The organism is Stenotrophomonas sp. GSD10 (genome assembly GCF_056172695.1).
Genome location: NZ_JAOCMC010000002.1, coordinates 3,196,840 through 3,220,234 on the forward strand (window position 1 = coordinate 3,196,840; position 23,395 = coordinate 3,220,234).

At 67.6% G+C, this 23,395-nt stretch carries 16 protein-coding genes and 2 pseudogenes; 9 read left to right on the top strand and 9 right to left on the bottom strand.

Annotated features, from left to right (window positions below):
* Positions 1 to 72: 72 nt before the first annotated feature.
* From otsB to N4G47_RS15045, 5 genes and pseudogenes are all read left to right on the top strand, one after another.
* Positions 73 to 813, top strand: a complete 741-nt coding sequence (gene otsB / locus N4G47_RS15025) for a trehalose-phosphatase (protein ID WP_475289954.1) — start codon at positions 73 to 75, stop codon at positions 811 to 813.
* Positions 814 to 854: 41 nt separating this feature from the next.
* Positions 855 to 2,635: pseudogene (locus N4G47_RS15030) on the top strand (glycoside hydrolase family 15 protein).
* Positions 2,632 to 3,996, top strand: a complete 1,365-nt coding sequence (otsA, locus tag N4G47_RS15035; RefSeq protein ID WP_107231752.1) for an alpha,alpha-trehalose-phosphate synthase (UDP-forming) — start codon at positions 2,632 to 2,634, stop codon at positions 3,994 to 3,996. Before N4G47_RS15030 ends, otsA begins: the two are co-directional and overlap by 4 nt.
* Positions 3,997 to 4,338: 342 nt before the next feature.
* Complete coding sequence (locus N4G47_RS15040) at positions 4,339 to 5,226, top strand: hypothetical protein (RefSeq protein ID WP_475288201.1); 888 nt, start codon at positions 4,339 to 4,341, stop codon at positions 5,224 to 5,226.
* Positions 5,133 to 5,639: an OmpA family protein gene (locus tag N4G47_RS15045; protein WP_475288203.1), complete on the top strand. Its 507-nt coding sequence runs from the start codon at positions 5,133 to 5,135 to the stop codon at positions 5,637 to 5,639. The genes N4G47_RS15040 and N4G47_RS15045 overlap by 94 nt, the downstream gene beginning before the upstream one ends.
* Positions 5,640 to 5,803: 164 nt before the next feature.
* On the opposite strand, the gene N4G47_RS15050 is transcribed toward N4G47_RS15045, so the two are convergent.
* Genes N4G47_RS15050 through rluD form a run of 4 tightly spaced genes read right to left on the bottom strand, consistent with a single transcriptional unit; the run spans position 5,804 to position 8,503 of the window.
* On the bottom strand, positions 5,804 to 6,187 hold the full coding sequence (locus N4G47_RS15050) for a thiol-disulfide oxidoreductase DCC family protein (protein WP_475288204.1): 384 nt from the start codon (positions 6,185 to 6,187) through the stop codon (positions 5,804 to 5,806).
* Between the two features lie 29 nt (positions 6,188 to 6,216).
* Positions 6,217 to 6,723 (bottom strand): DUF4166 domain-containing protein, encoded by a 507-nt coding sequence (locus tag N4G47_RS15055; protein WP_475289955.1) that lies wholly within the window; start codon positions 6,721 to 6,723, stop codon positions 6,217 to 6,219.
* A 20-nt stretch (positions 6,724 to 6,743) separates the two neighbouring features.
* Complete coding sequence (gene pgeF / locus N4G47_RS15060; RefSeq protein ID WP_475288208.1) at positions 6,744 to 7,514, bottom strand: peptidoglycan editing factor PgeF; 771 nt, start codon at positions 7,512 to 7,514, stop codon at positions 6,744 to 6,746.
* Complete coding sequence (gene rluD, locus N4G47_RS15065) at positions 7,514 to 8,503, bottom strand: 23S rRNA pseudouridine(1911/1915/1917) synthase RluD (protein ID WP_107231748.1); 990 nt, start codon at positions 8,501 to 8,503, stop codon at positions 7,514 to 7,516. The genes pgeF and rluD overlap by 1 nt, the downstream gene beginning before the upstream one ends.
* A 112-nt stretch (positions 8,504 to 8,615) precedes the next feature.
* Here rluD and N4G47_RS15070 point away from each other — a divergent pair, with 112 nt between their 5' ends.
* Together N4G47_RS15070 and N4G47_RS15075 are read left to right on the top strand one after the other, a co-directional pair.
* Positions 8,616 to 9,503, top strand: a complete 888-nt coding sequence (locus N4G47_RS15070; RefSeq protein ID WP_107231747.1) for an outer membrane protein assembly factor BamD — start codon at positions 8,616 to 8,618, stop codon at positions 9,501 to 9,503.
* 204 nt (positions 9,504 to 9,707) lie between these two features.
* Positions 9,708 to 10,912, top strand: a pseudogene (locus N4G47_RS15075) (lipase family protein).
* 118 nt (positions 10,913 to 11,030) lie between these two features.
* On the opposite strand, the gene N4G47_RS15080 reads toward N4G47_RS15075, so the two are convergent.
* The 3 genes from N4G47_RS15080 to sucC form a co-directional block, all read right to left on the bottom strand.
* Positions 11,031 to 12,665: an NAD+ synthase gene (locus N4G47_RS15080; RefSeq protein WP_475288216.1), complete on the bottom strand. Its 1,635-nt coding sequence runs from the start codon at positions 12,663 to 12,665 to the stop codon at positions 11,031 to 11,033.
* Positions 12,666 to 12,871: 206 nt separating this feature from the next.
* Positions 12,872 to 13,747 carry a succinate--CoA ligase subunit alpha gene (gene sucD / locus N4G47_RS15085; RefSeq protein ID WP_005410793.1) on the bottom strand — a complete coding sequence of 292 codons (876 nt, stop codon included), beginning with the start codon at positions 13,745 to 13,747 and terminating at the stop codon, positions 12,872 to 12,874.
* Between the two features lie 21 nt (positions 13,748 to 13,768).
* Positions 13,769 to 14,938 carry an ADP-forming succinate--CoA ligase subunit beta gene (sucC, locus tag N4G47_RS15090; RefSeq protein WP_004154430.1) on the bottom strand — a complete coding sequence of 390 codons (1,170 nt, stop codon included), beginning with the start codon at positions 14,936 to 14,938 and terminating at the stop codon, positions 13,769 to 13,771.
* 413 nt (positions 14,939 to 15,351) lie between these two features.
* On the opposite strand from sucC, the gene N4G47_RS15095 reads away from it, so the two are divergent.
* On the top strand, positions 15,352 to 16,965 hold the full coding sequence (locus N4G47_RS15095; RefSeq protein ID WP_107231744.1) for a sensor histidine kinase: 1,614 nt from the start codon (positions 15,352 to 15,354) through the stop codon (positions 16,963 to 16,965).
* 60 nt (positions 16,966 to 17,025) lie between these two features.
* Positions 17,026 to 18,399: a sigma-54-dependent transcriptional regulator gene (locus N4G47_RS15100; RefSeq protein WP_249843091.1), complete on the top strand. Its 1,374-nt coding sequence runs from the start codon at positions 17,026 to 17,028 to the stop codon at positions 18,397 to 18,399.
* 155 nt (positions 18,400 to 18,554) lie between these two features.
* Here N4G47_RS15100 and pilB read toward each other — a convergent pair whose 3' ends face one another.
* Positions 18,555 to 20,273, bottom strand: a complete 1,719-nt coding sequence (gene pilB / locus N4G47_RS15105) for a type IV-A pilus assembly ATPase PilB (protein ID WP_475288221.1) — start codon at positions 20,271 to 20,273, stop codon at positions 18,555 to 18,557.
* 151 nt (positions 20,274 to 20,424) lie between these two features.
* Entirely contained in the window at positions 20,425 to 23,349 is a 2,925-nt protein-coding gene (locus N4G47_RS15110; RefSeq protein WP_475288223.1) for a fused MFS/spermidine synthase, read from the bottom strand.
* Positions 23,350 to 23,395 lie beyond the last annotated feature (46 nt).

Below are 23,395 nucleotides of genomic sequence, written 5' to 3' on the forward strand. Positions count from 1 at the left end.
GGCCGTAGCCCGCCCTCGACCCCACGTACACGCACACGCTGGCAAGCTGGGCGCCATGGCTGAACCGCTCCCCTGCGTCCGCCACCGCCCTTGCTGGACGACGCCTGCGCGTTGTTCCTCGATGTCGATGGCACCCTGATCGAATTCGCTGCACGCCCGGATGCCGTGCAGCTGCTGCCTGATGTACGTGAAGCCATCGGCCGCATCAGCGACCGCCTGGAAGGTGCCGTGGCACTGGTCAGTGGGCGGCCGCTGGAACAGCTGGACCGGCTGTTCGCTCCCCTGCAACTGCCCGCCGCCGGCCTGCATGGCCACGAGCTGCGCGGCCAGGATGGGCACGTACTGCGCGATGACCACGACGAAGACACAGCCGAATGGCTGCACGCCCTGCACCAGCAGGCGATGCGTTTCGCGCATGGCCATCCCGGCGTGCTGGTGGAGGACAAGGGCGTCGGCCTTGCCCTGCACTGGCGCGGCGCACCCCATGCGGCCAACGAAGTCCGCGCCTTCGCCGATCGCCATGCGCGCGGCCGCGCCGGCTATCGCCTGCAACCGGGCGACCACGTGGTCGAGTTCGTGCCAGTGGGCACCGACAAGGGCCGGGCGGTGCGCCGGATGATGCAGTACCTGCCTTTCCGTGGACGCCTGCCGGTGTTCCTCGGCGATGACCTTACCGACGAATTCGGCTTCGCCGCCGCCAACGGCCAGCATGGCTGGAGCGTGCTGGTGGGTGAACGCGAATCCAGCGCGGCGGTGTTCGCGCTGCCTGACATACGCAGCGTGCACGCCTGGCTGCGTGAGAATGCCTATTGACCCGGCCATCCCCCACGGCCGCAACCGAGATGTACCGCGTGATGACCCAACCCGATCTTGATCTGGGCGTGGTCGGCAACGGCAGCTTCGGCGCCCTGGTCGACAAACATGCCCGCGTTGTCTGGAGCTGCCTGCCCACCTTCGACGGCGACCCGACCTTCTGTGCCCTGCTCGGCCCCAACCAGCAGAGCGGTGGCGACTTCGCCATCGAGCTGGAGGACTTCGCCGACAGCGAACAGGAATACCTCACCAATACCGCGATCCTGCGCACGGTGCTGCGCGACCAGCATGGCGGCGCACTGGAGATCCTCGACTTCGCCCCCGCTGGCGGCAGAACGACCGCTTCTATCGCCCGGTCAGCCTGATCCGCCAGGTGCGTCCGCTGGCCGGCAGCCCACGCATCACGGTACGCGCGCGTCCGCTGGCCGACTGGGGCGCACGCGTGCCCGAGTCCACCTGGGGCAGCAACCACGTGCGCTGGATCCTGCCCGAGCACGTGCTGCGGCTGACCACCGACGTGCCGGTGCGCATGGTGCGCGACGGCCTGCCGTTCGTGCTCAACCATCCCGTGCACCTGATCCTGGGCGTGGACGAATCGCTGGACCGCTCGATCAGCGGTTACGTGCAGGAGGCCTTCCAGCGCACTCGCGACTACTGGCGCGAATGGGTGCGTTACCTGTCCATTCCACTGGAATGGCAGGACGCGGTGATCCGTAGTGCGATCACCCTGAAGCTGTGCCAGTACGAAGACAGCGGCGCGATCATCGCGGCCATGACCACCTCCATTCCCGAAGCGCCCGGCAGCGTGCGCAACTGGGATTACCGCTACTGCTGGCTGCGCGATGCAGCGTTCGTGGTGCGCGCGCTGAACCGCCTCGGCGCAACGCGCACGATGGAGCAGTTCCTCGGCTACATCTTCAACCTGGCCACCACCGACGGTACGCTGCAGCCGCTGTATGGCATCGGCTTCGAAGCCAAACTGGATGAGGACGAAGTACCCAGCCTGTCCGGCTACCGCGGCATGGGCCCGGTACGTCGCGGCAACCTGGCCTGGGTGCAGCGCCAGCACGACGTCTACGGCAGCGTGGTACTGGCCTCCACCCAGCTGTTCTTCGACCGTCGCCTGCAGGACCCGGGCGACGCGCACACCTTCGCCCGCCTCGAACCGCTCGGCGAGCAGGCCTTCGCGCTGCACGACGTACCCGATGCCGGGCTGTGGGAGTTCCGCGGCCGCACCGAGGTGCACACCTACACCAGTGCAATGTGCTGGGCCGCCTGCGATCGGTTGTGCAAGATCGCCGTACGCCTCAAGCGCGACGACCGCGCGCGCTACTGGCGCGAGCGTGCCGATACCATCCACGCGCGGATCATGGCCGAAGCCTGGAGTGACCAGCTCGGTCACTTCACCGATACCTTTGGCGGCCACCGCCTGGACGCTTCGCTGCTGCTGCTGGCCGACATCGGCTTCATCGACGCAATGGACGCCCGCTTCATCGCCACCGTCGATGCGATCGGCCGCGACCTCAAGCATGGCAATTCGCTGTACCGCTATGTCGCGCCGGATGATTTCGGCGAACCGGAAACCAGCTTCACCATCTGCACGTTCTGGTACATCGATGCGCTGGCGGCGATCGGGCGCATGGACGAGGCACGCGAGATGTTCGAGCTGCTGCTGAAGCAGCGCAACCACCTGGGTCTGCTGTCGGAGGATCTGGCCTTCGACAACGGCGAGGCCTGGGGTAATTTCCCGCAGACCTATTCGCACGTCGGCCTGATCACCGCCGCGATGCGCCTGTCGCGGTCCTGGCAGGAGGCCTCGTGAGTCGTCTGGTGGTGGTTTCAAACCGCGTGGCCGTGCCCGGCGAGAACCGTGCCGGCGGCCTGGCCGTGGGCCTGCTGGCTGCACTGAAGGAACGCGGCGGAATGTGGTTCGGCTGGAGCGGCAAGAGCGTGCGCGATGGCAGTGGCACGCTGCACCGGCAGACCGACGGCGACATCGAGTTCGTCACTCTGGACCTGAGCAAGCGCGAGGTGGACGGCTACTACAACGGCTTTGCCAACCGCACGCTGTGGCCGCTGCTGCACTTCCGCCTGGATCTGGTCGACTACGACCGCGGCACCCGCGAGACCTACCACAAGGTCAACGCGCTGTTTGCCGACAAACTCGCGCCGCTGCTGCGCGAGGACGACATCGTCTGGATCCACGATTACCACCTGATTCCGCTGGGCGCGCTGCTGCGCGAACGTGGCATCGGCTGCCGCATCGGCTTCTTCCTGCACATTCCGATGCCCTCGGCCGACCTGCTGCAGGCCATGCCCGATCATCTGCGCCTGTTCTCCGCGCTGTACGCCTACGATCTGGTCGGCTTCCAGACCCAGCGCGACGCTGACCGCTTCCAGACCTACCTGCGCCTGTTCGGTGGCGGTCGCGTGCTCGACAACGGCGAACTGGAAGCCCCCGGCGGACGCCGTTTCCGCGCGGCCGCGTTCCCGATCGGCATCGACACCGACCTGATCGCACGCCAGGCCGGTACCGCAGCGACCAAGGCGGCAGTGAAGAAGCTGCGTGGCAGCCTGCGTGACCGCCAGCTGGCGATCGGCGTGGACCGGCTGGATTATTCCAAGGGCCTTCCGGAGCGTTTCCGTGGCTTCGAACGCTACCTGCAACGCCATCCCGACCAGCGCGGTTCGCTCACCTACCTGCAGATCGCGCCGGTCTCGCGGGGCGACGTCAGCGAGTACCGGCAGCTGCGCAGCACGCTGGAGCAGATTGCCGGCCACATCAACGGCGGCCATGCCGAGCCGGACTGGACACCGCTGCGCTACGTCAACCAGAACTTCACCCATGCCACGCTGACCGGCTTCTACCGGGCCGCGGCGGTCGGGCTGGTGACGCCGTTGCGCGATGGCATGAACCTGGTGGCCAAGGAATACGTGGCTTCGCAGGATCCGGACGATCCCGGTGTACTGGTGCTGTCGCTGCTGGCCGGCGCCGCCGACGAGCTGAAGCAGGCGCTGCTGGTCAATCCCTACGATCTGGACGGCATGGCCGATGCCATTGCCACCGCCGCCACGATGTCGCTGCGCAGGCGCAAGGAGCGCTGGCACGCGATGATGGAGCACCTGCGGACCTACGACATCAACCACTGGCGACGCAGTTACCTGGAGGCGCTGGAGGGCTGAGCCGCCATCACCACTGATCGTCCGGACGCGACGCCACCACGTCGATGACGACCGCAAATTGACGCTTTCGACCCGAAAGCAATTGCGACTGAAACCATCGCAACGGGCGCATGCGCGCCCTCGCGGTCTCGCTACCGATGCACTCAGCAGCCGGTGAAAGCCTTTGCGCACAAGGCTTCGGCGGGCGTGGACAACGTGCAGGCAGGCCACCGAGAGGCGTGCGGCGGCGGCGATTTCATTCGGCATTGACAGCCGTTGCCCAGAGTGACGCCCCCTGAGCCACGCGTGCCGCCTCCACGGCCGCCGCGTGGCGTTGCACATCACCTGCCGGGGAGTCACCGCATGTCCGCCTACGACCGTTTCATCGAAGATGCCGCAATACGCCTGGAGCTGGGCCATCGCACCCGTTGGGTGGTGGACGTGATCAGTGCCTGGGTGGACTCGCATCCCGACGGATTGGCCGGCCTGCAGCGGCGGTTCGAACAGGCGGGCCTGGCCGCCCGTTTCCACTCCTGGCGACAGTCCGCCACATCGCTGCGGCTGCCGATCGTGGCCAGTGAACTGGAGCGCGCGTTGGGCGCACACACGCTGGCGATGATCGCCCACCGCAGCGGCATGTCTCCGGGATCGTTCCGCGTAGTGGCCTGCCATCTGCTGCCCGGCGTGGTCACCCTGCGCTCGGCATCGGAGGGCGCCACCCACCCGGCCGGGGCCCGGCGCGTGCACGGCACCGGCTCGCCCAGGCGCATGGCCGGCAGCGTGCCCTCGCGCGCGATGTACGGCATGGCGATCCGCAGCGTGCTGTGGACGCTGGCGGTCGTCACCGTGCTGGGCCTGACCACCTGGGTGCTGCTGAAGGCACGCACGCCGCTGTGGACCGTACAGGACGTTCCGCGTGAGCACACCGCGCGGCTGTCCCTGCATCAACACGGCACGCAGGTGCAGGTCAGCGGCAGCCTGCCCAGCGAAGGCGAGCGACGCCGCGCCTGGAATGCCTTGCGCGCCGTGCACGGTGCCGCGAACCTGCACGGGGGCATAGCATTGGACCCGCGCGCGCAGTCACCCCGCTGGCTGGACCGCCTGATTGCCGATCTCCCCATCTGCAGGGCGACGGCCTGCGCCTGGAATTCGCCGGCATGCAACTGGCCATCGATACCTCCGCCATGGAAGACGCGCAGCGGCAGGCCATCTCGCGGCGCCTGCGCCAGGACTTTCCGACGCTGGAGATGAGTGGCCTGTGGGGCCCGGGCCTGGCCGCGCTGGCGCAGCTGCCCGCCGGCGCCGACACCGCGCATCGGGTTGCCGCACTGAACCAGACCACGTTGAAGTTCCATGCCGGCTCGTCCGAGTTGACCGGCGACTCGCGGCAGACCGTGCAGGCGGTCGCCGATGCGCTGCGCGGTACACCGGCCGGCCTGCGCGTTGAGATCGGCGCGCACACCGACAGCGCGGGCCACGCCGAGGCCAACCTGCAGCTCAGCCAGCAGCGCGCCGAGGCGGTATCACAGGCGTTGCAGGCGCGAGGCATCCCAGCCACCACGCTGGTCGCGGTTGGCTACGGACAGGATCGGCCAATCGCCGACAATCGCAGCGACAGCGGCCGCGCACAGAACCGTCGCATCAACTACCGGCTGCTCGACTGAGAAAAAGACAGCGGCCCCCTGTAGTGCCGAGCCATGCTCGGCTGCTCCCGCCGACGCTGCCAGAAAGGCAGCCGAGCGTGGCTCGGCTCTACCGAGGATGGCGGCCCCCTGTAGTGCCGAGCCATGCTCGGCTGCACCTGCTCGGCGCTACAGGAGACAGAAGGTCAATCCAGGAACCGCGCGATATGTTCCGGCGCCGGCAGATGGCACGCGTCGTGGCGACCGAACCAGCGATAGCGATTGCGCGCCAACATCCGATACGCCGCGTCACGCCAGACCCGCGGCAGCACACCCAGCGCGCCGCTCAGGCGCCACACACCGCCCAGCCCGGCCAGTACACGCAGGATCGCATCGGTATCGGTCCACGCCCCGTGCGCATCCAGCAGCAGGAAGGACGCCGGGTCCTGCGGGTCCAGTCCATGCTGGCGCAGCAGCGCACTGCCCTGCGCGCCCTGCATGGCCGCGAACCGGTAGCGCCGCTGCCGGTCAAACCGCAGCAGGAAGCGCACCCAGCGGTTGCACAGCGCACAGACACCATCAAACGACAATCACCGCACTGCCGGCATCTGCGGCGGTATCACTGCGGTTCGAGCCAGCCTTCATAACGGATCAGGGCTCCTGCCCAGGGCAAGGTCACATCGACGAGGAAAGTGTAGCGCTGCTCGTGCCAGGCTTCGCGGCAGCGCACACCGCCAAACCAACGCGTCGGCAACGGCACGCACCCGAAGGCCCAGACCCGCCGCACCGACCAGTCGATGCCGCCCTCGCGGGCCTGCAGATTGAACTCGAAGCACACCGCGCCGAGCTGTTCGCGCAGATATCCCTGGTGCGCCCACAGCCGCGACATCATCGGCCAGCGACCGAAGCGCCGCGCCCAACGTTCGCCCTGCCCGTGTGCGCTGAACAGGACTTCGGTAGGCAGCGCGTCGCCGTTGTGCGGCAGGCGGGCCAGCGCAGCCAGCAGCGGTACCAGCCAGTGCCGGCCACGCTCGATCCGCGCCTGCCCCAGGTATCGGCAGGGCAATGGCGTGGCGTGCAGCGCGCGCACCGGGGCGGCCAGGGTGGCGAACGCCGGCCCCAGCACGCGTGCGAACAACGGTGGGGTCAGGGTGCGATCCAGGCCAGCGTCGCCATGCGCCCGGTGCGACGATCGCGCCGGTGCGAATACAGATCCGGATCGGCCATCGTCGACAGCGTGCCGCCGTACACCTGCGCCGGGTCCATCCCCGCCGCCTGCAGGCGCTGCCGCGCCAGTGCGAACAGATCCACCTTCCAGTGCCCGGCCCGGATCGCCACGAACGCCGATGCGGCGGCCGCATCATGGCCGACGAACGCGTGATAGACCTCCTCGCCGATCTCGTAATCGGCCGGTCCGGCAGCCGGGCCCAGCCACGCGCGCAGCTGCGCCGGTGGCGTCTGCATGGCGGCCACCGTGGCCTCCAGCATGCCGTCGGCCAGCCCGCGCCAGCCGGCGTGGGCCGCGCCCACCTCGCTGCCGTCAACGGCGGCGAACACCACCGGCAGGCAGTCGGCGGTCAGGATCGCCAGCACCACACCAGGCACCGAGGTCACCGCCGCATCGGCCACCGGCTCGCTGGCGCCCTCCACCGGAGGCGCCGTGAAGCGCAGCACGGTACTGCTGTGCACCTGGCGCAGCCAGTGCGGTGCCGACGGCAACGCCAGCCCCTGCCGCAGCAGCTGGCGGTTGTGTTCGACGTTGGCCGGGGTATCGCCGTCGGCCGCATGCCGGTTGCCCAGGTTGAACTGCGCGAACGGCGCCGGCGAGATGCCCGCGCCATGCCGCCGCGTGGTCAACGCATGAACGCCCGGAGGTGCCGGCCAGTCAGCCTGCAGCAGGGGCAGCGCGGCGGTCATTACCAGCGGTCCCGCTCGCGTGCGGCGAAGGCTTCGCTGTCCTCGCGCAGCACCTTCATCAGGTGCAGCATGTCCTCCGGCACCGGCGCGGTGTTGCGCACCGGCTCACCGGTGATCGGGTGGGTGAACTCCAGGGTCTCGGCGTGCAGCGCCTGGCGCTTGAAGCCGCGCAGCGCGGCCACCAGCTCGTCGCTGGCGCCCTTGGGCAGCTTCAGCGCGCCGCCGTAGAGCGGGTCGCCGATGATCGGATGGCGCACGTGCGCCATGTGCACGCGGATCTGGTGGGTACGGCCGGTTTCCAGGCGGCACTCCAGCGCGGTGTGCGCACGGAAGCGCTCGCGCAGGCGGTAATGGGTGATCGCTTCCTTGCCGTCTTCGCGCACCGCCATCTTCAGGCGGTCACGCGGGTGGCGGTCGATCGGGGCGTCGGCGGTACCGCCGGCCACCAGTGCGCCCATCACGATCGCCAGGTACTGGCGGTGCACATCGCGCGCGGCCAGCTGCTCGACCAGCGCGGTCTGCGCCTCCAGGGTCTTGGCCACCACCATCACGCCGCTGGTGTCCTTGTCCAGGCGGTGCACGATGCCGGCACGCGGCAGCACCGCCACCGACGGGTCGCGGAACAGCAGGGCGTTGACCAGGGTGCCGCTGTGGTTGCCGGCACCCGGGTGGACCACCAGGCCGACCGGCTTGTTGATCACCAGCAGGTGCTCGTCCTCGAACAGCACGTCCAGGGGGATGTCCTCCGGCTGCGCATCGGTCTGGGTTTCCAGCACCACGTTGAGGGTCACGACCTCGCCACCGCGCAGCGGGTCGCGCGGGCGCACCTGTGCGCCGTCGAGCAGCACATCGCCGGCCTTGATCCACTCGGTCAGGCGCGAGCGCGAGTATTCGGGGAACAGTTCGGCCACGACGGCGTCGAAACGGCGGCCGGCGGCGGTGTCGGGGACGATGGCCTGGCGGGCCGATTCGGAGGGTTGTTCAGACATGGCAGGGGGCATTTTTGAAATTTTGGGGTCCCGGCGGCCGGTTTCAGTCGCTGGACAGGACACTAGGCTATCATCGACCCTTCGTATTCCAGCCGCGTCCCGCCTCGACCCCATGATCCGACGCTCCGTCATGCTCTCCGCGCCCGTCCGCCTCACCGCCCTGCTGCTGGTGCTGGTCATCGCCGCCACCGGTTGCCACCGCGGCGCCAAGAAGGGTGATCGCCCCGACGAGGGCGTGCCGGTCGAACAGCTGTACGAGAAGAGCCACAAGCTGATGCAGGGTGGCAACTGGAGCGGCGCCGAAGCCAGCTTCCGCCGCCTGGTGGCCCAGTACCCCTACGGTCCGTACACCGAACAGGCGATGATCGAGACCGCCTACGCCCAGTACAAGGCCGGCAAGCACGATGACGCGGTGTCCAGCATCGACCGCTTCATCCGTACCTACCCGACCCACCGCAACATCGCCTACCTGTACTACCTGCGCGGCCTGGCCAACTCCAACCGCAGTACGGTTTTCCTGCGCCGCGTATGGTCGCTGGACGCCAGCCGTCGCGACCTGTCCACGCCGCACCAGGCCTATTCGGACTTCAACATCGTTGTCGACCGCTACCCGAACAGCCGCTACGCCGCCGATGCCCGCCAGCGCATGGTGGAGCTGCGTGACGTGTTCGCCCAGCACGAACTGGACAACGCCCTGTACTACATGCGCCGCGGCGCCTGGGTCTCGGCCGTGGGCCGCGCCAACTACCTGCTGGAAACCTACCCGCAGAGCGCCTTCCAGTACGACGCGGTGGCCGTGCTGGCCGATTCCTACACCCACCTGGGCAACAAGACGCTGGCCGACGATGCCCGTCGCGTGCTGCAGCTGAACCAGCCGGACCACCCGTGGCTGGAAGGCAAGTGGCCGAAGTACCCGTGGATGATCCGCAAGTTGAACCCGTTTGCCGGCGAGAAATCCGCCAGTACCGGCCAGCGCAACGCGCGACTGGAAAAGAAGTAAGAGAGCCAAGGGCCCCGCAAGGGGCCCTTCTTTATGGCGTCGAGCCATGCTCGACGGCTCTCCCCGCCGCTTGCCCCGCCCCACTCGGCCCGGGATTAGGAATTCTACGAATCGGCTGCCGTTGCGATGCCGTTCCCAAACCGGCCCCGTACGGCCCTCCACACTCCAGCGCACGGCCATTTCCGCCTGCCTGGAGTCCGCATGATGACCTCACCCGTTTCCCGCACCCGGCCCCTGCTGGCCACCCTCGCCGCCACCCTCGCCGCCACCCTGCTGGCCCTGCCCGTTGCGGCCCTGGCGGCCGAGCCCGGCGATCTGCTCACGGCAGCCCCCTATCGCGCCGACTGGGTGCCGTCGAAGGCGGCCCAGGCGTACCTGCTGAGCTATCACACGCCCGATCACAGCGGGCGGCTGGCCCAGGGCACCGGGCTGCTCTATCTGCCTGCCGGCACCGCGCCGGCCGGCGGCTGGCCGGTGGTCTCCTGGGCGCATGGCACCCAGGGCATTGCCGACCACTGCGCGCCGTCGGTGTCCGGCCCCACCCGCCCCGAGCGCGACGGGCGCTTCCTGGACCACTTCCTCGGCCAGGGCTATGCCGTGGTCGCAGCTGACTACCAGGGCCTCGGCAGCCCGGGCCAGCACACCTACCTGCACGTGCGCACCGCCGCGCGCAACAGCATCGACATGGTCAAGGCCAGCCACCAGTTCCTGAGCGGCGGTCGCCTGTCGCCACGCTGGGTGTCGGTGGGCTATTCGCAGGGGCGTCGGCGGCGCTGAGCGCCGGCCACCAGGCGGCCGACTACGCCGGTCCCGCCCTGCAGTTCAAGGGCAGCTTCACCGCCGGCACGCCCACGGCCGTGGAAATCACCGCGTTGGTGATGAGGCCCGACAGCCGCACCGCCAATCCGGGGGCACTCAACGCCTACCACGCCTACCTGCTCGATGGCCTGCTGCAGGTGGCACCGCAGATCGACCGCGTGCTGAGCGCGCAAGGCCGGGCCCGTATCGCGCTGGCCCGCCAGCACTGCCTGACTGATCTGGCCGCGCAGCTGGAGGGCGCCAGCACCGGCGAGATGTTCAATGCGCCGTTGACCTCGGTGCCGGGTATCTGGACGCTGCTGCACGACTATCTGGGCGTGCCACGCCACGGGTTCACCCAGCCGCTGATGCTGGCCCACGGCACCGCCGACCAGGATGTGCCCTACCTGACCACCCTGCTGTACGCCGCCGGTCTGGCCCTGCGTGGCGAGCCGGTGGCCTTCCGGCAGTACCCGGTCGACCACCGCGCCACGCTGGATGCAGCAGCGGCCGATGGGCTGGCCTTCGTGCGCGCACGGCTGGAAGACGGCCGCTTCGACCAAGCAGCCGAATTGGCGGGTGTGGAACAACAGCTCGACGCCGCGCGATGAGTGGTTTGTAGAGTCGAGCCATGCTCGACTGCGCTTCTTCGGCCACCGTGCGGACCAAGGTCCGCACCTACCGGATAGACGCGCGGTAGATCCACGCCATGCGTGGATGCACGCTACCTCAGCCCTTGTAGCCGTTGCTGATCGGGTAACGGCGCTCGCGGCCGAACGCGCGGCGCGAGACCTTCGGCCCCGGCGCGGCCTGGTGCCGCTTCCACTCACTGATGCGCACCAGGCGCAGCACGCGGTCGACCACGGCCGCGTCGTAGCCGGCCGCCACGATCTCCCCGCGCGACTGCTCCTGGTCGATGTAGCGGTACAGGATGCCGTCCAGCACGTCATAGGCCGGCAGCGAATCCTGATCCAGCTGGTTCTCGCGCAGTTCGGCCGACGGCGGGCGGCTGATCACCGCCGGCGGAATCACCGGCGCGCCGCCCACGGTGTTGCGCCACTTGGACAGACCGAACACCTCGGTCTTGTACAGGTCCTTCAGCGGCGCATAGCCACCGCACATGTCGCCGTAGATGGTGGCGTAGCCCACCGCGTATTCGCTCTTGTTGCCGGTGGTCAGCAGCAGGCCGCCGAACTTGTTGGCCAGCGCCATCAGGATCACGCCACGACTGCGCGACTGCAGGTTCTCTTCGGTCACATCCGGCGTGGTGCCCTCGAACATCGGCGCCAGCGATTCCATCAGGCCCTTGAATGCCGGCTCGATCGAGACCGCTTCCAGCTTCACGCCCAGTGCCTGGCACTGCTCGGCGGCCAGATCGTTGGACAGGCCGGCGGTATAGCGCGACGGCAGGCGCACGGCGGTCACGTTGTCCGCGCCCATCGCATCCACCGCCATCGCCAGCACCAGCGCCGAGTCGATGCCACCGGACAGCCCCAGCCAGACCTTCTTGAAGCCGTTCTTGCGGCAGTAGTCCTGGATACCACGGGTCACTGCACGCCAGGCCAGCGCATCCATGCTCTCGTCGCCGTCGTCCATCCACACGTGCGGCAGGAAGCGGCGGCTGGCGCCGTCATACTCCACCACCAGCCACTGGTCGACGAAGGCGGCGGCCGCCGGGTGCACCGTGCCATCGCCGTCGGCCACCACCGAGGCGCCATCGAATACCAGTGCGTCCTGGCCACCGACCACGTTGAGATAGGCAATCGCCGCCCCGCTCTCGCGCGTGCGTGCGGCCAGCACCGCATCGCGCTGGGCATGCTTGCCGCGCTCGTAGGGCGACGCATTGGGCACCACCACCAGCTGCGCACCGGCGCGCACGGTATCGGCCAACGGCTCGGCGAACCACAGGTCCTCGCAGATCAGCAGGCCCACCGGAATGCCATTGACCTCGAACACGCAGCTGCCACCGTCCGGATCGACATCGAAGTAGCGGCGTTCGTCGAACACGGCGTAATTGGGCAGCTCGCGCTTGCGGTAGGTCTGCTCGACCAGGCCGTCACGCAGCACGCTGGCGGCGTTGTAGACCACCGCACCGGCGGCCTGCGGCCAGCCGACCACGGCGGTGATGCCACGGCAGGCCGCAGCGATGCGCGTCATGGCCTGCTCGCACTCGTACAGGAAGCCCGGGCGCAGCAGCAGGTCTTCCGGCGGGTAGCCGCTGACCGCCAGCTCGGGGAACATCACCAGCTCGGCGCCGCACTCGTCGCGCGCCTGGCCGATCATCTCGATGATGCGCTCGGTGTTGCCGGCAACATCGCCGACCGGGAAGTCGAACTGCGCCATCGCGATGCGGATCGAAGCCATGGGATTCCAGCCTGTGGTTGCAATGCGCCCATTGTAACGCCGCGCCATGCGCTCGCCGGGGAGGGCCACACCCGGTAGATCCACGCCATGCGTGGATGGGGCCGCCGGAACGCGGGACCCCAGACGCACAAAGGCCGCCCGGAGGCGGCCTTTGTGTTTTCGCATGCAGCAGTCGAGCAAGCTCGACTCTACAGGGGCAGCCGGTCTTATTTGACCAGCTTGGCGATGGCAGCGCCCAGGTCGCCCGGCGAACGGACGGTGACAACACCGGCAGCTTCCATGGCGGCGAACTTGCCTTCCGCGGTGCCCTTGCCGCCCGAGGCGATCGCACCGGCGTGGCCCATGCGCTTGCCGGCCGGAGCCGACGCACCGGCGATGAAACCGACAACCGGCTTCTTCACGTGGTTCTTGATGTACTCGGCGCCGGCTTCTTCAGCGTCACCGCCGATTTCGCCGACCATGATGATGCCTTCGGTCTGCGGGTCTTCGTTGAACAGCTTCAGGCAGTCGACGAAGTTCAGGCCGTTGATCGGGTCACCACCGATGCCGATGCAGGTGGACTGGCCCAGGCCGACTTCGGTGGTCTGCTTGACCGCTTCATAGGTCAGGGTGCCCGAACGCGACACGATGCCGATCTTGCCCGGCTGGTGGATGTGGCCCGGCATGATGCCGATCTTGCACTCACCCGGGGTGATGACGCCCGGGCAGTTCGGCCCGATCAGCACGGTGTCCGGATGCGAACGGGTCAGCACGTTCTTCACGCGCAGCATGTCCAGCACCGGGATGCCTTCGGTGATGCAGACGATGACCTTGATGCCGGCAGCAGCGGCTTCCAGGATCGCATCAGCCGCGTACGGCGGCGGCACGTAGATGACCGAAGCGTTGGCACCGGTGCTCTGCACGGCGTCGGCCACGGTGTTGAAGACCGGCAGGTCGATGTGGGTGGTGCCACCCTTGCCCGGGGTCACGCCGCCGACAACCTGGGTGCCGTACTCGATCATCTGAGTGGCGTGGAAGGTGCCCTGCTGGCCGGTGAAGCCCTGCACGATCACCTTGGTGTTCTTGTTGATCAAAACAGACATTGGAATTCCTTGGTGTCGGTATCAGGCGGCGTTCTTGACAGCTTCAACGATCTTCTTGGCGCCATCGTTGATGTTGTCAGCCGGGATGATGGCCATGCCGCTGTCACGCAGCAGCTGCTTGCCTTCTTCCACGTTGGTGCCTTCCAGGCGCACCACCACCGGAACCTTGACGCCCACTTCCTTCACGGCGGCGATGATGCCTTCGGCAATCATGTCGCAGCGGACGATGCCGCCGAAGATGTTGACGAAGATGCCTTCGACCTTGTCCGAGGACAGGATCAGCTTGAAGGCTTCGATGACGCGCTGCTTGTTGGCACCGCCGCCCACGTCCAGGAAGTTCGCCGGCTCGCCGCCGTTGAGCTTGATGACGTCCATGGTGGCCATGGCCAGGCCGGCGCCGTTGACCATGCAGCCGATGTTGCCGTCCATGGTGACGTAGTTGATGTCCAGTTCCGAAGCGATCACTTCGGTCGGATCTTCCTGGGTCTTGTCGCGCATGGCGACCAGGGCCTTCTGGCGGAACGCGGCGTTGTCGTCGCTGTCGAACTTGCCGTCCAGCGCGTACAGGTTGCCGTCGTCCAGGATGGCCAGCGGGTTGATTTCAACCAGGGCCAGGTCCTTTTCGTTGAACAGGCGGTACAGGTTCACCATGATGCTGGCGAACTGGCCGGCCTGCTTGGCGGTCAGGCCCAGCTTGAAGCCGAAATCACGGCCGTGGTAACCCTGCACGCCTTCGACGAAGTCGACGTTCAGCGAGTGGATCAGTTCCGGGGTTTCAGCAGCAACCTGCTCGATCTCCACGCCGCCTTCCGAAGAAGCGATGTAGGTGATGGTCTTGGTGCCACGGTCAACCAGCACCGACAGGTACAGTTCCTTGACGATCTCGCCGGCGGTGGTCACCAGCACCAGGTTGACCGGCAGTTCAACGCCAGCGGTCTGGTAGGTGGCCATCTTGGTGCCGAGCATCTTGGCCGCAGCGGCCTTCACGTCGTCGGTGGTCTTGCAGAACTTGACGCCGCCAGCCTTGCCGCGGCCGCCAGCGTGGATCTGCGCCTTGACCATCCAGGGGCCCTGGCCCAGGGAGTTGGCAGCGGCAACCGCTTCGTCCGGGGTCGCAGCGACCTTGCCGGCCGGGACCGGGATGCCGTACTCGGCAAGCAGTTGTTTTGACTGGTATTCGTGGAAATTCATGCGTCACCGTGGGAATAGGAACGACCGCACGCAATTCCTCAGGGCCCCGGCGGGGCGCCGGCATGGACCGCGGCGGGCCCACTATTGTGGCCGAGCCAGCGCCGGGGCGCAAAGAAGTCTGTACAAGACGCCAGACCCGGCCAGTTTTCCGCCTTCATTCAGGCGGTTGCGGGCGCAGGGCGGGCCCGGCCAGGCGCCCGCCCGGGGCCGATTGCGCAGGAAATCGCTTCCACAAGCCTATACTTGGGGCAGCGGTGTCGGGGTAGAGTCGAGCTTGCTCGACTGCTTCGGCAAGGCAGTCGAGCAAGCTCGACGCTACATGGCGCGGTTCCGATGATCGGGGGAACATCGGCTACGCTGTCGGCCACCGCCGTCAAAACCCAGTTCCAGGCAGCCAGAAGGGGAGTTCCGGCGTGTCACCCAGTGCTTCATTGATTGACCGCATCGAATCGATCCCGCGGCGCGAACTGTACTTCTTCGCGCTGTACCGGGTGCTGATCGCCGCCGTCATCGCCGGCCTGCTGTACAGCCCGCTGTCGGCCATGGTCGGCGAAGCGCACCACCCGCGCCTGGCCGATACCGTCGCGGTGATCTACCTGCTGCTGTCGCTGCTGGCCCTGGCGATCGGCCGCAATGAACGCTGGCTGCGCCCGATCGTGGTCAGTGGCGTGCTGGTGGACATCGTCGCCGCCACCCTGCTTTCGCATGCCCTGCCCGGTGCCAGCGCCGGCATCTCGATGTCGCTGCTGTTCAACATCGCGGCCGCCGCTACCCTGCTGCCGCTCAGCCTGGGCCTGGGCCTGGCGCTGGCCGCCAGCCTGGCCACCGGCGTGGAGTACACCTGGAAACTGCTGGAGGGCGGAGACCCCACCCGCACGTTGGCCGAACTGGCGATGTTCGCCACCAGCTACCTGGCCCTGGCCTTCATCAGCTACCAGGTGGGCAACCGCGCGCGTCGCAACCAGCAGCTGGCCAACCAGCGCGGCGACGAAGTGGCCAACCTGTTCCAGATCAATGAACTGATCATCCGCCGCATGCGTACCGGCGTGCTGGTGGTGGACGCCGACAACCGCATCACCCTGGCCAACGAAGCGGCCTCGATGCTGCTGGGCGACAACGACGGCAACGGCGAAAGCGGCCGCTTGGATCTGGCCAGCGCCGCGCCGGAACTGGCCCGCCGCCTGCAGCGCTGGCGCAATGGCTGGGCGCAGGAAGAACTGCCGTTGCAGCTCAACCCGGACCAACCGGAAGTGCAGCCGCGTTTCGCGCGCCTGCTGGCCGGCAGTGATCTGGCGCTGGTGTTCCTGGACGATTCCAGCGTGGTCTCGCGCCGTGCCGAATCGCTCACGCTGTCGGCCATGGGGCGCTTCTCGGCCAGCCTGGCCCATGAAATCCGCAATCCGCTGGCGGCCATCAACTACGCCGTGCAGCTGCTGGAGGAAGGCACCGGTTTCAACGAGAGCGACCGCCGCCTGCTGCAGATCATCCGCCAGCAGTGCCAGCGCACCAACGGCATCGTCGAAAGCGTGCTGGGCCTGGCCCGGCGCGAACGCGCCACGCCGGAGAACGTCGACCTGGCCGCCTTCGTCCGGCGCTTCGTGCTGGAGTACAAGCAGGGCCAGACGCTGGAGACGGACAGCATCGAGCCGATCATCAACGACACCTCGGTGATGGCCCAGGTCGACAGCAAGCACCTGTACCAGGTGCTGACCGTGCTGGTGCACAACGCGCTCAAGTACGGGCGCATCGGCCAGCAACCGGCACGCGTGCGCCTGCGCGTGGCCCAGCACGAACGCAGCGCGGTGATCGACGTGATGGACCGTGGCCCCGGTATTCCCGAAAGCGTGGCCGCGCAGCTGTTCCGGCCGTTTTTCACCACCTCCGAGCACGGCACCGGCCTGGGGCTGTATATCGCCCGCGAACTGTGCCGCGCCAACCAGGCGCGCCTGGATTACATCCCGGTGCCTGCCGGTGGTTCCTGCTTCCGCCTGGTGCTGCCCGGTCCGCACACCCTGCTGCCCACCTGATTCCGATTCTGTGCGTCAAACATTTGTCGCTTCCAGCCCCCTCGTTTATCTTCTCCGCCCATGAACGAAACCCGCAGCGCCCTCGTCGTCGACGATGAACGCGACATCCGCGAACTGCTGGTCCTGACGCTTGGCCGTATGGGGCTGCGCATCAGTACCGCGGCCAACCTTGCCGAGGCGCGCGAGCTGCTGGCCAGCAATCCGTACGACCTGTGCATCACCGACATGCGCCTGCCCGACGGCAACGGCATCGAGCTGGTGAGTGAGATTGCCCAGCACTACCCGCGCACGCCGGTGGCGATGATCACCGCCTTCGGCAGCATGGACCTGGCCGTGGAAGCGCTGAAGGCCGGTGCCTTCGACTTCGTCAGCAAGCCGGTGGACATCGCCGTGCTGCGCGGACTGGTCAAGCACGCGCTGGAACTCAACAACGCCGACCGGCCCGCACCCGGCCCCAGTGCCGAACAGGGCGCGCGGCTGCTGGGCGCATCGCCGGCGATGGACGTGCTGCGCACCACCATCGGCAAGGTCGCGCGCAGCCAGGCGCCGGTCTACATCCTGGGTGAATCCGGGGTCGGCAAGGAGCTGGTGGCGCGCACCATCCACGCCCAGGGCGCACGCGCGGCCGGCCCGTTCGTGCCGGTCAACTGCGGCGCCATCCCGGGCGAACTGATGGAAAGCGAGTTCTTCGGCCATCGCAAGGGCAGCTTCAGCGGCGCCCATGCCGACAAGCCCGGCCTGTTCCAGGCTGCGCATGGCGGCACCCTGTTCCTGGACGAAGTGGCCGAGCTGCCGCTGCAGATGCAGGTGAAGCTGCTGCGCGCGATCCAGGAAAAATCGGTGCGCGCGGTCGGCGCCGCCAACGAAGAGCCGGTGGACGTGCGCATCCTCTCGGCCACCCACAAGGACCTGGCCGAGCTGGTCGAGGATGGCCGCTTCCGCCACGATCTGTATTACCGCATCAATGTGATCGAGCTGAAGGTGCCGCCGCTGCGCGAGCGCCGCCAGGATCTGCCGGAGCTGGCCGCAGCGGTATTGGCGCGCCTGGCCCGCAGCCATGGACGCGGCACGCCGCTGCTGGCGCCTTCGGCACTGGAGGCGCTGGCCCAGTACAGCTTCCCCGGCAACGTACGCGAACTGGAGAACATTCTCGAACGCGCACTGGCGCTGGCCGAAGAAGACTGCATCGGCGCTGATGACCTGCGCCTGCCCCAGCATTCACCGCGCGCACCGGGCAGCGCCGCGCCGGCTGAAGCCGTGGCCGACCTGCAACCCGGCAGCGCCGCCCTGCCCTCGTACATCGAGCAGCTCGAGCGCAGTGCCATCCAGCGCGCGCTGGAAGAGAACCGCTGGAACAAGACCCGCACCGCCGCGCAGCTGGGCATCACTTTCCGCGCGTTGCGCTACAAGCTGAAAAAGCTGGGCATGGAGTAAACCCAGGGTCGGATCCCTTTCCAGAGGAAAGGGCTCTGACCCGACGGCGGGCCGCGTCATCCACGCATGGCGTGGATCTACCTGCCACCGCGGTAGTGCCGGCCGCTGGCCGGCAACCCCATGCATCCCGCATCCACGCATGGCGTGGATCTACCTCAATCCTTGGTCACGCGGTTGATCTCGGCCAGGCTGGTGACGCCGGCCGCGGCCTTCTTCAACGCCGACTGGCGCAGATCATTCACTCCAATCTGCTGCGCCGCCTCGGCAATCTGCAGTGCATTACCGCCGGCCAGCACAATGGTGGCGATCTCATCGGTCATCGGCATCACCTGGTAGACGCCGGTACGCCCCTTGTAGCCTTCGGTGCATTCATCGCAGCCCACCGCCTCATACAGCTCGATGCCCGCATCCAGCTGTGCCTGGCTGAAGCCTTCGGCCAACAGCGCGTGTTCGGGCAACTGCGCCGGGCGCTTGCAGTTCGGGCATAGACGGCGCGCCAGGCGCTGGGCGATCACCAGCGTCACCGAACTGGTGATGTTGTACGGCGCGATGCCCATGTTCATCAGTCGCGCGATGGTCTGCGGCGCATCGTTGGTGTGCAGCGTGGACAGCACCATGTGGCCGGTCTGCGCGGCCTTGATGGCAATCTCGGCCGTCTCCAGGTCGCGGATTTCGCCGACCATGATGATGTCCGGATCCTGGCGCAGGAACGAGCGCAGTGCGGCGGCAAAGGTCATGCCGCGCTTGTTGTTCTGCTGCACCTGGTTGACGCCGGGCAGGCGGATTTCCACCGGGTCTTCGGCGGTGGAGATGTTGCGGGTCTCGTCGTTGAGGATGCCCAGCGCGGTGTACAGCGACACCGTCTTGCCCGAGCCGGTCGGGCCGGTCACCAGCACCATGCCGTAGGGCTTGTGGATGGCATCCATGAACAGCTTCTGCTGGTCCGGCTCGTAGCCCAGCTTGTCGATGCCCAGTTTGGCCGCGCTGCCATCCAGGATACGCAGCACCACCTTTTCACCGAACAGGGTCGGCAGCGTGCTGACGCGGAAGTCGATCTGCTTGGTCTTGGACAGGTTCAGCTTGATGCGCCCGTCCTGCGGCACGCGCTTTTCGGCGATATCCAGCTGCGCCATCACCTTCAGGCGCGCGGCGATGCGCTGGTTCAGCTTCACCGGCGCACGCGCGACCATCTTCAACAGGCCGTCGATGCGCAGGCGCACGCGATAGTCGTCTTCGTACGGCTCGAAGTGGATGTCCGAGGCGCCCTTGCGGATGGCATCGACCAGCACCTTGTTGACGAACTTCACCACAGGCGTGTCGTCGCCCTTGGCGTCGATGCCGGAGTCGCCACCGGCATTGTCTTCGTCGCCGAGGCCGACATCGAGGTTGGCCATCCCCTCGTCGTCACCGCCGAGCGTATCGCCCAGCGTGTCATGGCTGGCGTGCCACTGCTCCAGGGTGCGGCGGATCTGATCCTCGTCGACCAGGATGGTCTCCACCACCAGGTTGGTGTGGAACTTGATCTCGTCCAGCGCGTGGGTCGGGTTGCTGGTGCCCACGAACAGCTTGCCACCGCGCTTGAACAGCGGCAGCACGTTGTGCTTGCGCAGCAGCTCCTCGCTGACCAGGTTCATCGCGTTCTGGCTGGCGTCGAACGTGGACACGTCGAACAGCGGCATGCCGAACTCGACCGCATTGGCCGCCGCCAGCTGCGAGGCGCTGACCAGCTTGTTCTGCGCAAACCAGGTGGGCAGTGGCTGGCGGGCCGCCGTGGCCTTGGCCATGGCATCGCGCGCGGTGGCCTCGTCCAGGGCACCGTCCTGGACCAGGCGCCGGGCCAGGCCGGTGATGCCGACCAGATTGGGGGGAAACAACGCTCATGGTCTTCCTCGTATCACTCTTGCCCTGACGGCTGGGAATCAGCGGTTGCAGCCGGCACCGGGCCGGTGGAGGCCAGGTAGCTCAGCAGGCGCAGCGGCCCGCTCCGTTGGGCATCGGGCGCGAGCGCCTTCCAGTACTGGTCCGTCAGTTGACGCGAGGCTGCGCTGTCGCCCAGCTGCCGCGCCGCATGTTGCATTGCACCGAACAGATAATAGCCGGAGCCGGCATCGGCCAGCAGCGCCGCTCCATGCTCGCCCTGCAACAATCGCCGCCCTTCCGTGAGTACGGTGTGGTGATCATCGGTGGCCACCGCGGCCACCAGCGCCAGGCTGGCCGAAACGGTCGGGCTCTGCGGCGGGCACGCCAGCCACGACGGCTGCGCCCACAAGGCCGCGCGTTGTGCGGCCGGCAGGAAGGGGTGGTGTCACCCGACAGCGCAAACACCAGCTGGGCGCTCTGCAGCGGAGCCTTGTCCAGTTCACAGCGGCTGGCCAGGCCGCGAAGTGCCTGCGCGCGCAGCCAGTCGGCGGCACTGACGTCCTGCGCCGACGACGGAGTGCCCTGCAGGAAGGCAGCCAATGCCCGAGCTGCAGGCCGCCGGTCCTCGCGGCTCGAATCGGGCTGGGCTGCGTTCTTCACACTGTCGCCGGCATGCACGTCTTCCGGTCGTGCCACGATGGTCCAGGGCGCCACCATCACTTCCTGGAAGTCGCGGGTGTAAGCGCTCTGGAAACGCGCCACCGGCGCTTTCAGCTTCAGTGTCGGGAAGTAGTCGGAGTTGCGCGCGGCCGGGTACAGCGGCACGAACGCCCTCAGCGCTGCATCGTCCATCGACAGCGTGTCCTGCAGATCGGCCAGCGAGTGCACACCGATCCGTGCCAGCTCTTCGCGCAGCGCCGGTTGCTGGAACAGGCGGTCGTTCATCGGCGGCAGCTTGCCCTTCGGCGTGGCCACCAGGATCAGGTCGCCGCGGTTGGCCAGGTAGGCGCGCGCATCGGAGAACTGCTCCAGCATGCCTGCCAGCACCGAACCGACCAGCTCGGGGGTGATCTCGTACATCTGCAGCCACTGCACGAACACGCCGCCTTCGTTGAGCTGCTGCGGCACGAACCTGTAGAACTCGTCACTGAACAGCGCGGCCGTGCCGCCCACCCACGGGTTGGAGGGTTCGGAGATGATCAGATCGTACTTGCGCGGGCTCGCGGCAAAATAGGACTTGGCGTCATCGATCACCACATGCGAGCGCGGGTCCTTGAAGGCGCGTTCGACACGTTCACCGAACAGGCGCGCGCCCTCGACCATGGCCGGCTCGATTTCCACCGTATCCACCCGGCCGATGCGGCGATCGCCCAGCAGCGTGTGCGTGCTGAGGCCAGAGCCGAAACCGATCACACCGACACGCTGGTAGTCCTCGCGCAGTGCCAGCGGCAGCGCCGCCAGCAGGATCATGGTCGACTCGTCGCTGGTCGGTACCTGCTGCATCGACACCGACATGGCCGCGTCGACCTTGCCGTTGGTGGCGATGGCGCGCAGATGCCCGCCCGCATACGAATTCTCGTAGACCGCCACGGTCGCGGTCTGGCCATCACGCGAGAACAGCATCCGCGCGGTATCAGCCAGGCGCACATTGCCATGGCGGTAGACGGAGGAGTTGAGCACCAGCGGGTCGAACCGCACCAGCAGCACCGCCGCGATCACCCCGGCGATGCCCAGCGCACCGGCCCGCAGCACCGGCGAACGCAGCCCACGTTCATCCGCCGCCCGCACCCGCTGCAGCAACACCCAGCCCAACGCGATATCCACCACCGCGGCCACCAGCAGGGCGTACTTCAAGCCCAGCAGCGGCATCAACAGATGGATGGCCGCCAGTACGCCCACGATCGCGCCCAGCGTATTGAAGGCGTAGGCCTGGCCGATCGAGCGCTCGCCATGGCCGCTGCGCAGCAGCGCCAGGGTCAGCAACGGCAGCGTCATGCCGGCGAAGAACGCGGCCGGGAACATCACCAGCCCGGCAATCACCGCACTGGCCAGGTTGTACAGCACGTAGCCATCGGCGCTGCGCACGATGACCCGCATCAACCAGCCCACCCAATCGAATGCCTGGGCGTATACGAACATCGACGCCAGCGCGGCCAGCCCCATCCAGACCTGCACCCAGCCGGCCACACGCAGCGGCGACTGCATGCGGTCCGCCCGCCGGCGCAGCCACAACCCACCGAAAGCGATACCGAGAATGAAGGCCGCCAGCATCAGTTCGAAGGAATGCAGCGTGGTGCCCAGCGCCAGCGACAGCATCCGCACCCAGGTGATTTCATACACGAACGACGATGCGCCGGTACCGGCGGCCACCAGCAGCACCAGCAGTACCGGCACCGCACTGCGGCGCGGTCCGTCGGATGCCGGTGCGGGCGGCGGGCTGGCGACCACGGCCGGGACGCTGGCGTCACGGGCCAGGGGATAGACGACGATGGCGACCACGATATTGAGCAGGCCCGCACTGAGTACGGTGCCAGGCAGACCGACCGCTGGCAGCAGCAGGTAGGTGGCCACCAGCGCGCCGGCCGCCGCGCCCAGACTGTTGGAGAAATACAGACCGGCGAGCACTTCACCCTGCGCCATCGGCTGCAGGCGCATGTAGCCGGCGCTCATCAACGGGAAGGTTGCCCCCAGCAGGATGCACTGTGGCAGCACCAGCGCGGTGGCCAGCGCCCAGCGCAGCGCGGTGGAGGACGACCCCTCCATGCCAGGCATCAGATGGGTGTAGGCCCAGCCGGTCACGCCCTGGAACAGACCGTCGAAGCCGATGCCGAGCACACCGATCACCAGTTCGATGATCGCATAGGCCAGCAGAGGCCGGCGCAGCAGCGCGCTGCGCCGACTGACCAGCCACGCGCCCAGCGCCATGCCGCCCATGAACAGGATCAGCACCAGCGACTGCGCATGCGAGGAGTGCCCGAGGAACAACCCCAGGTACTGCGTCCAGATGGACTGGTAGATCAGCCCGGCGAACCCGGACAGGATGAAGATCAGCAGCAGCCATGGGCCATGGCTGTTGGATGGACGGTTCATTGCGGCTCCCCAGTCGCACAGTCAATCGTCAACAAGACACCAACGC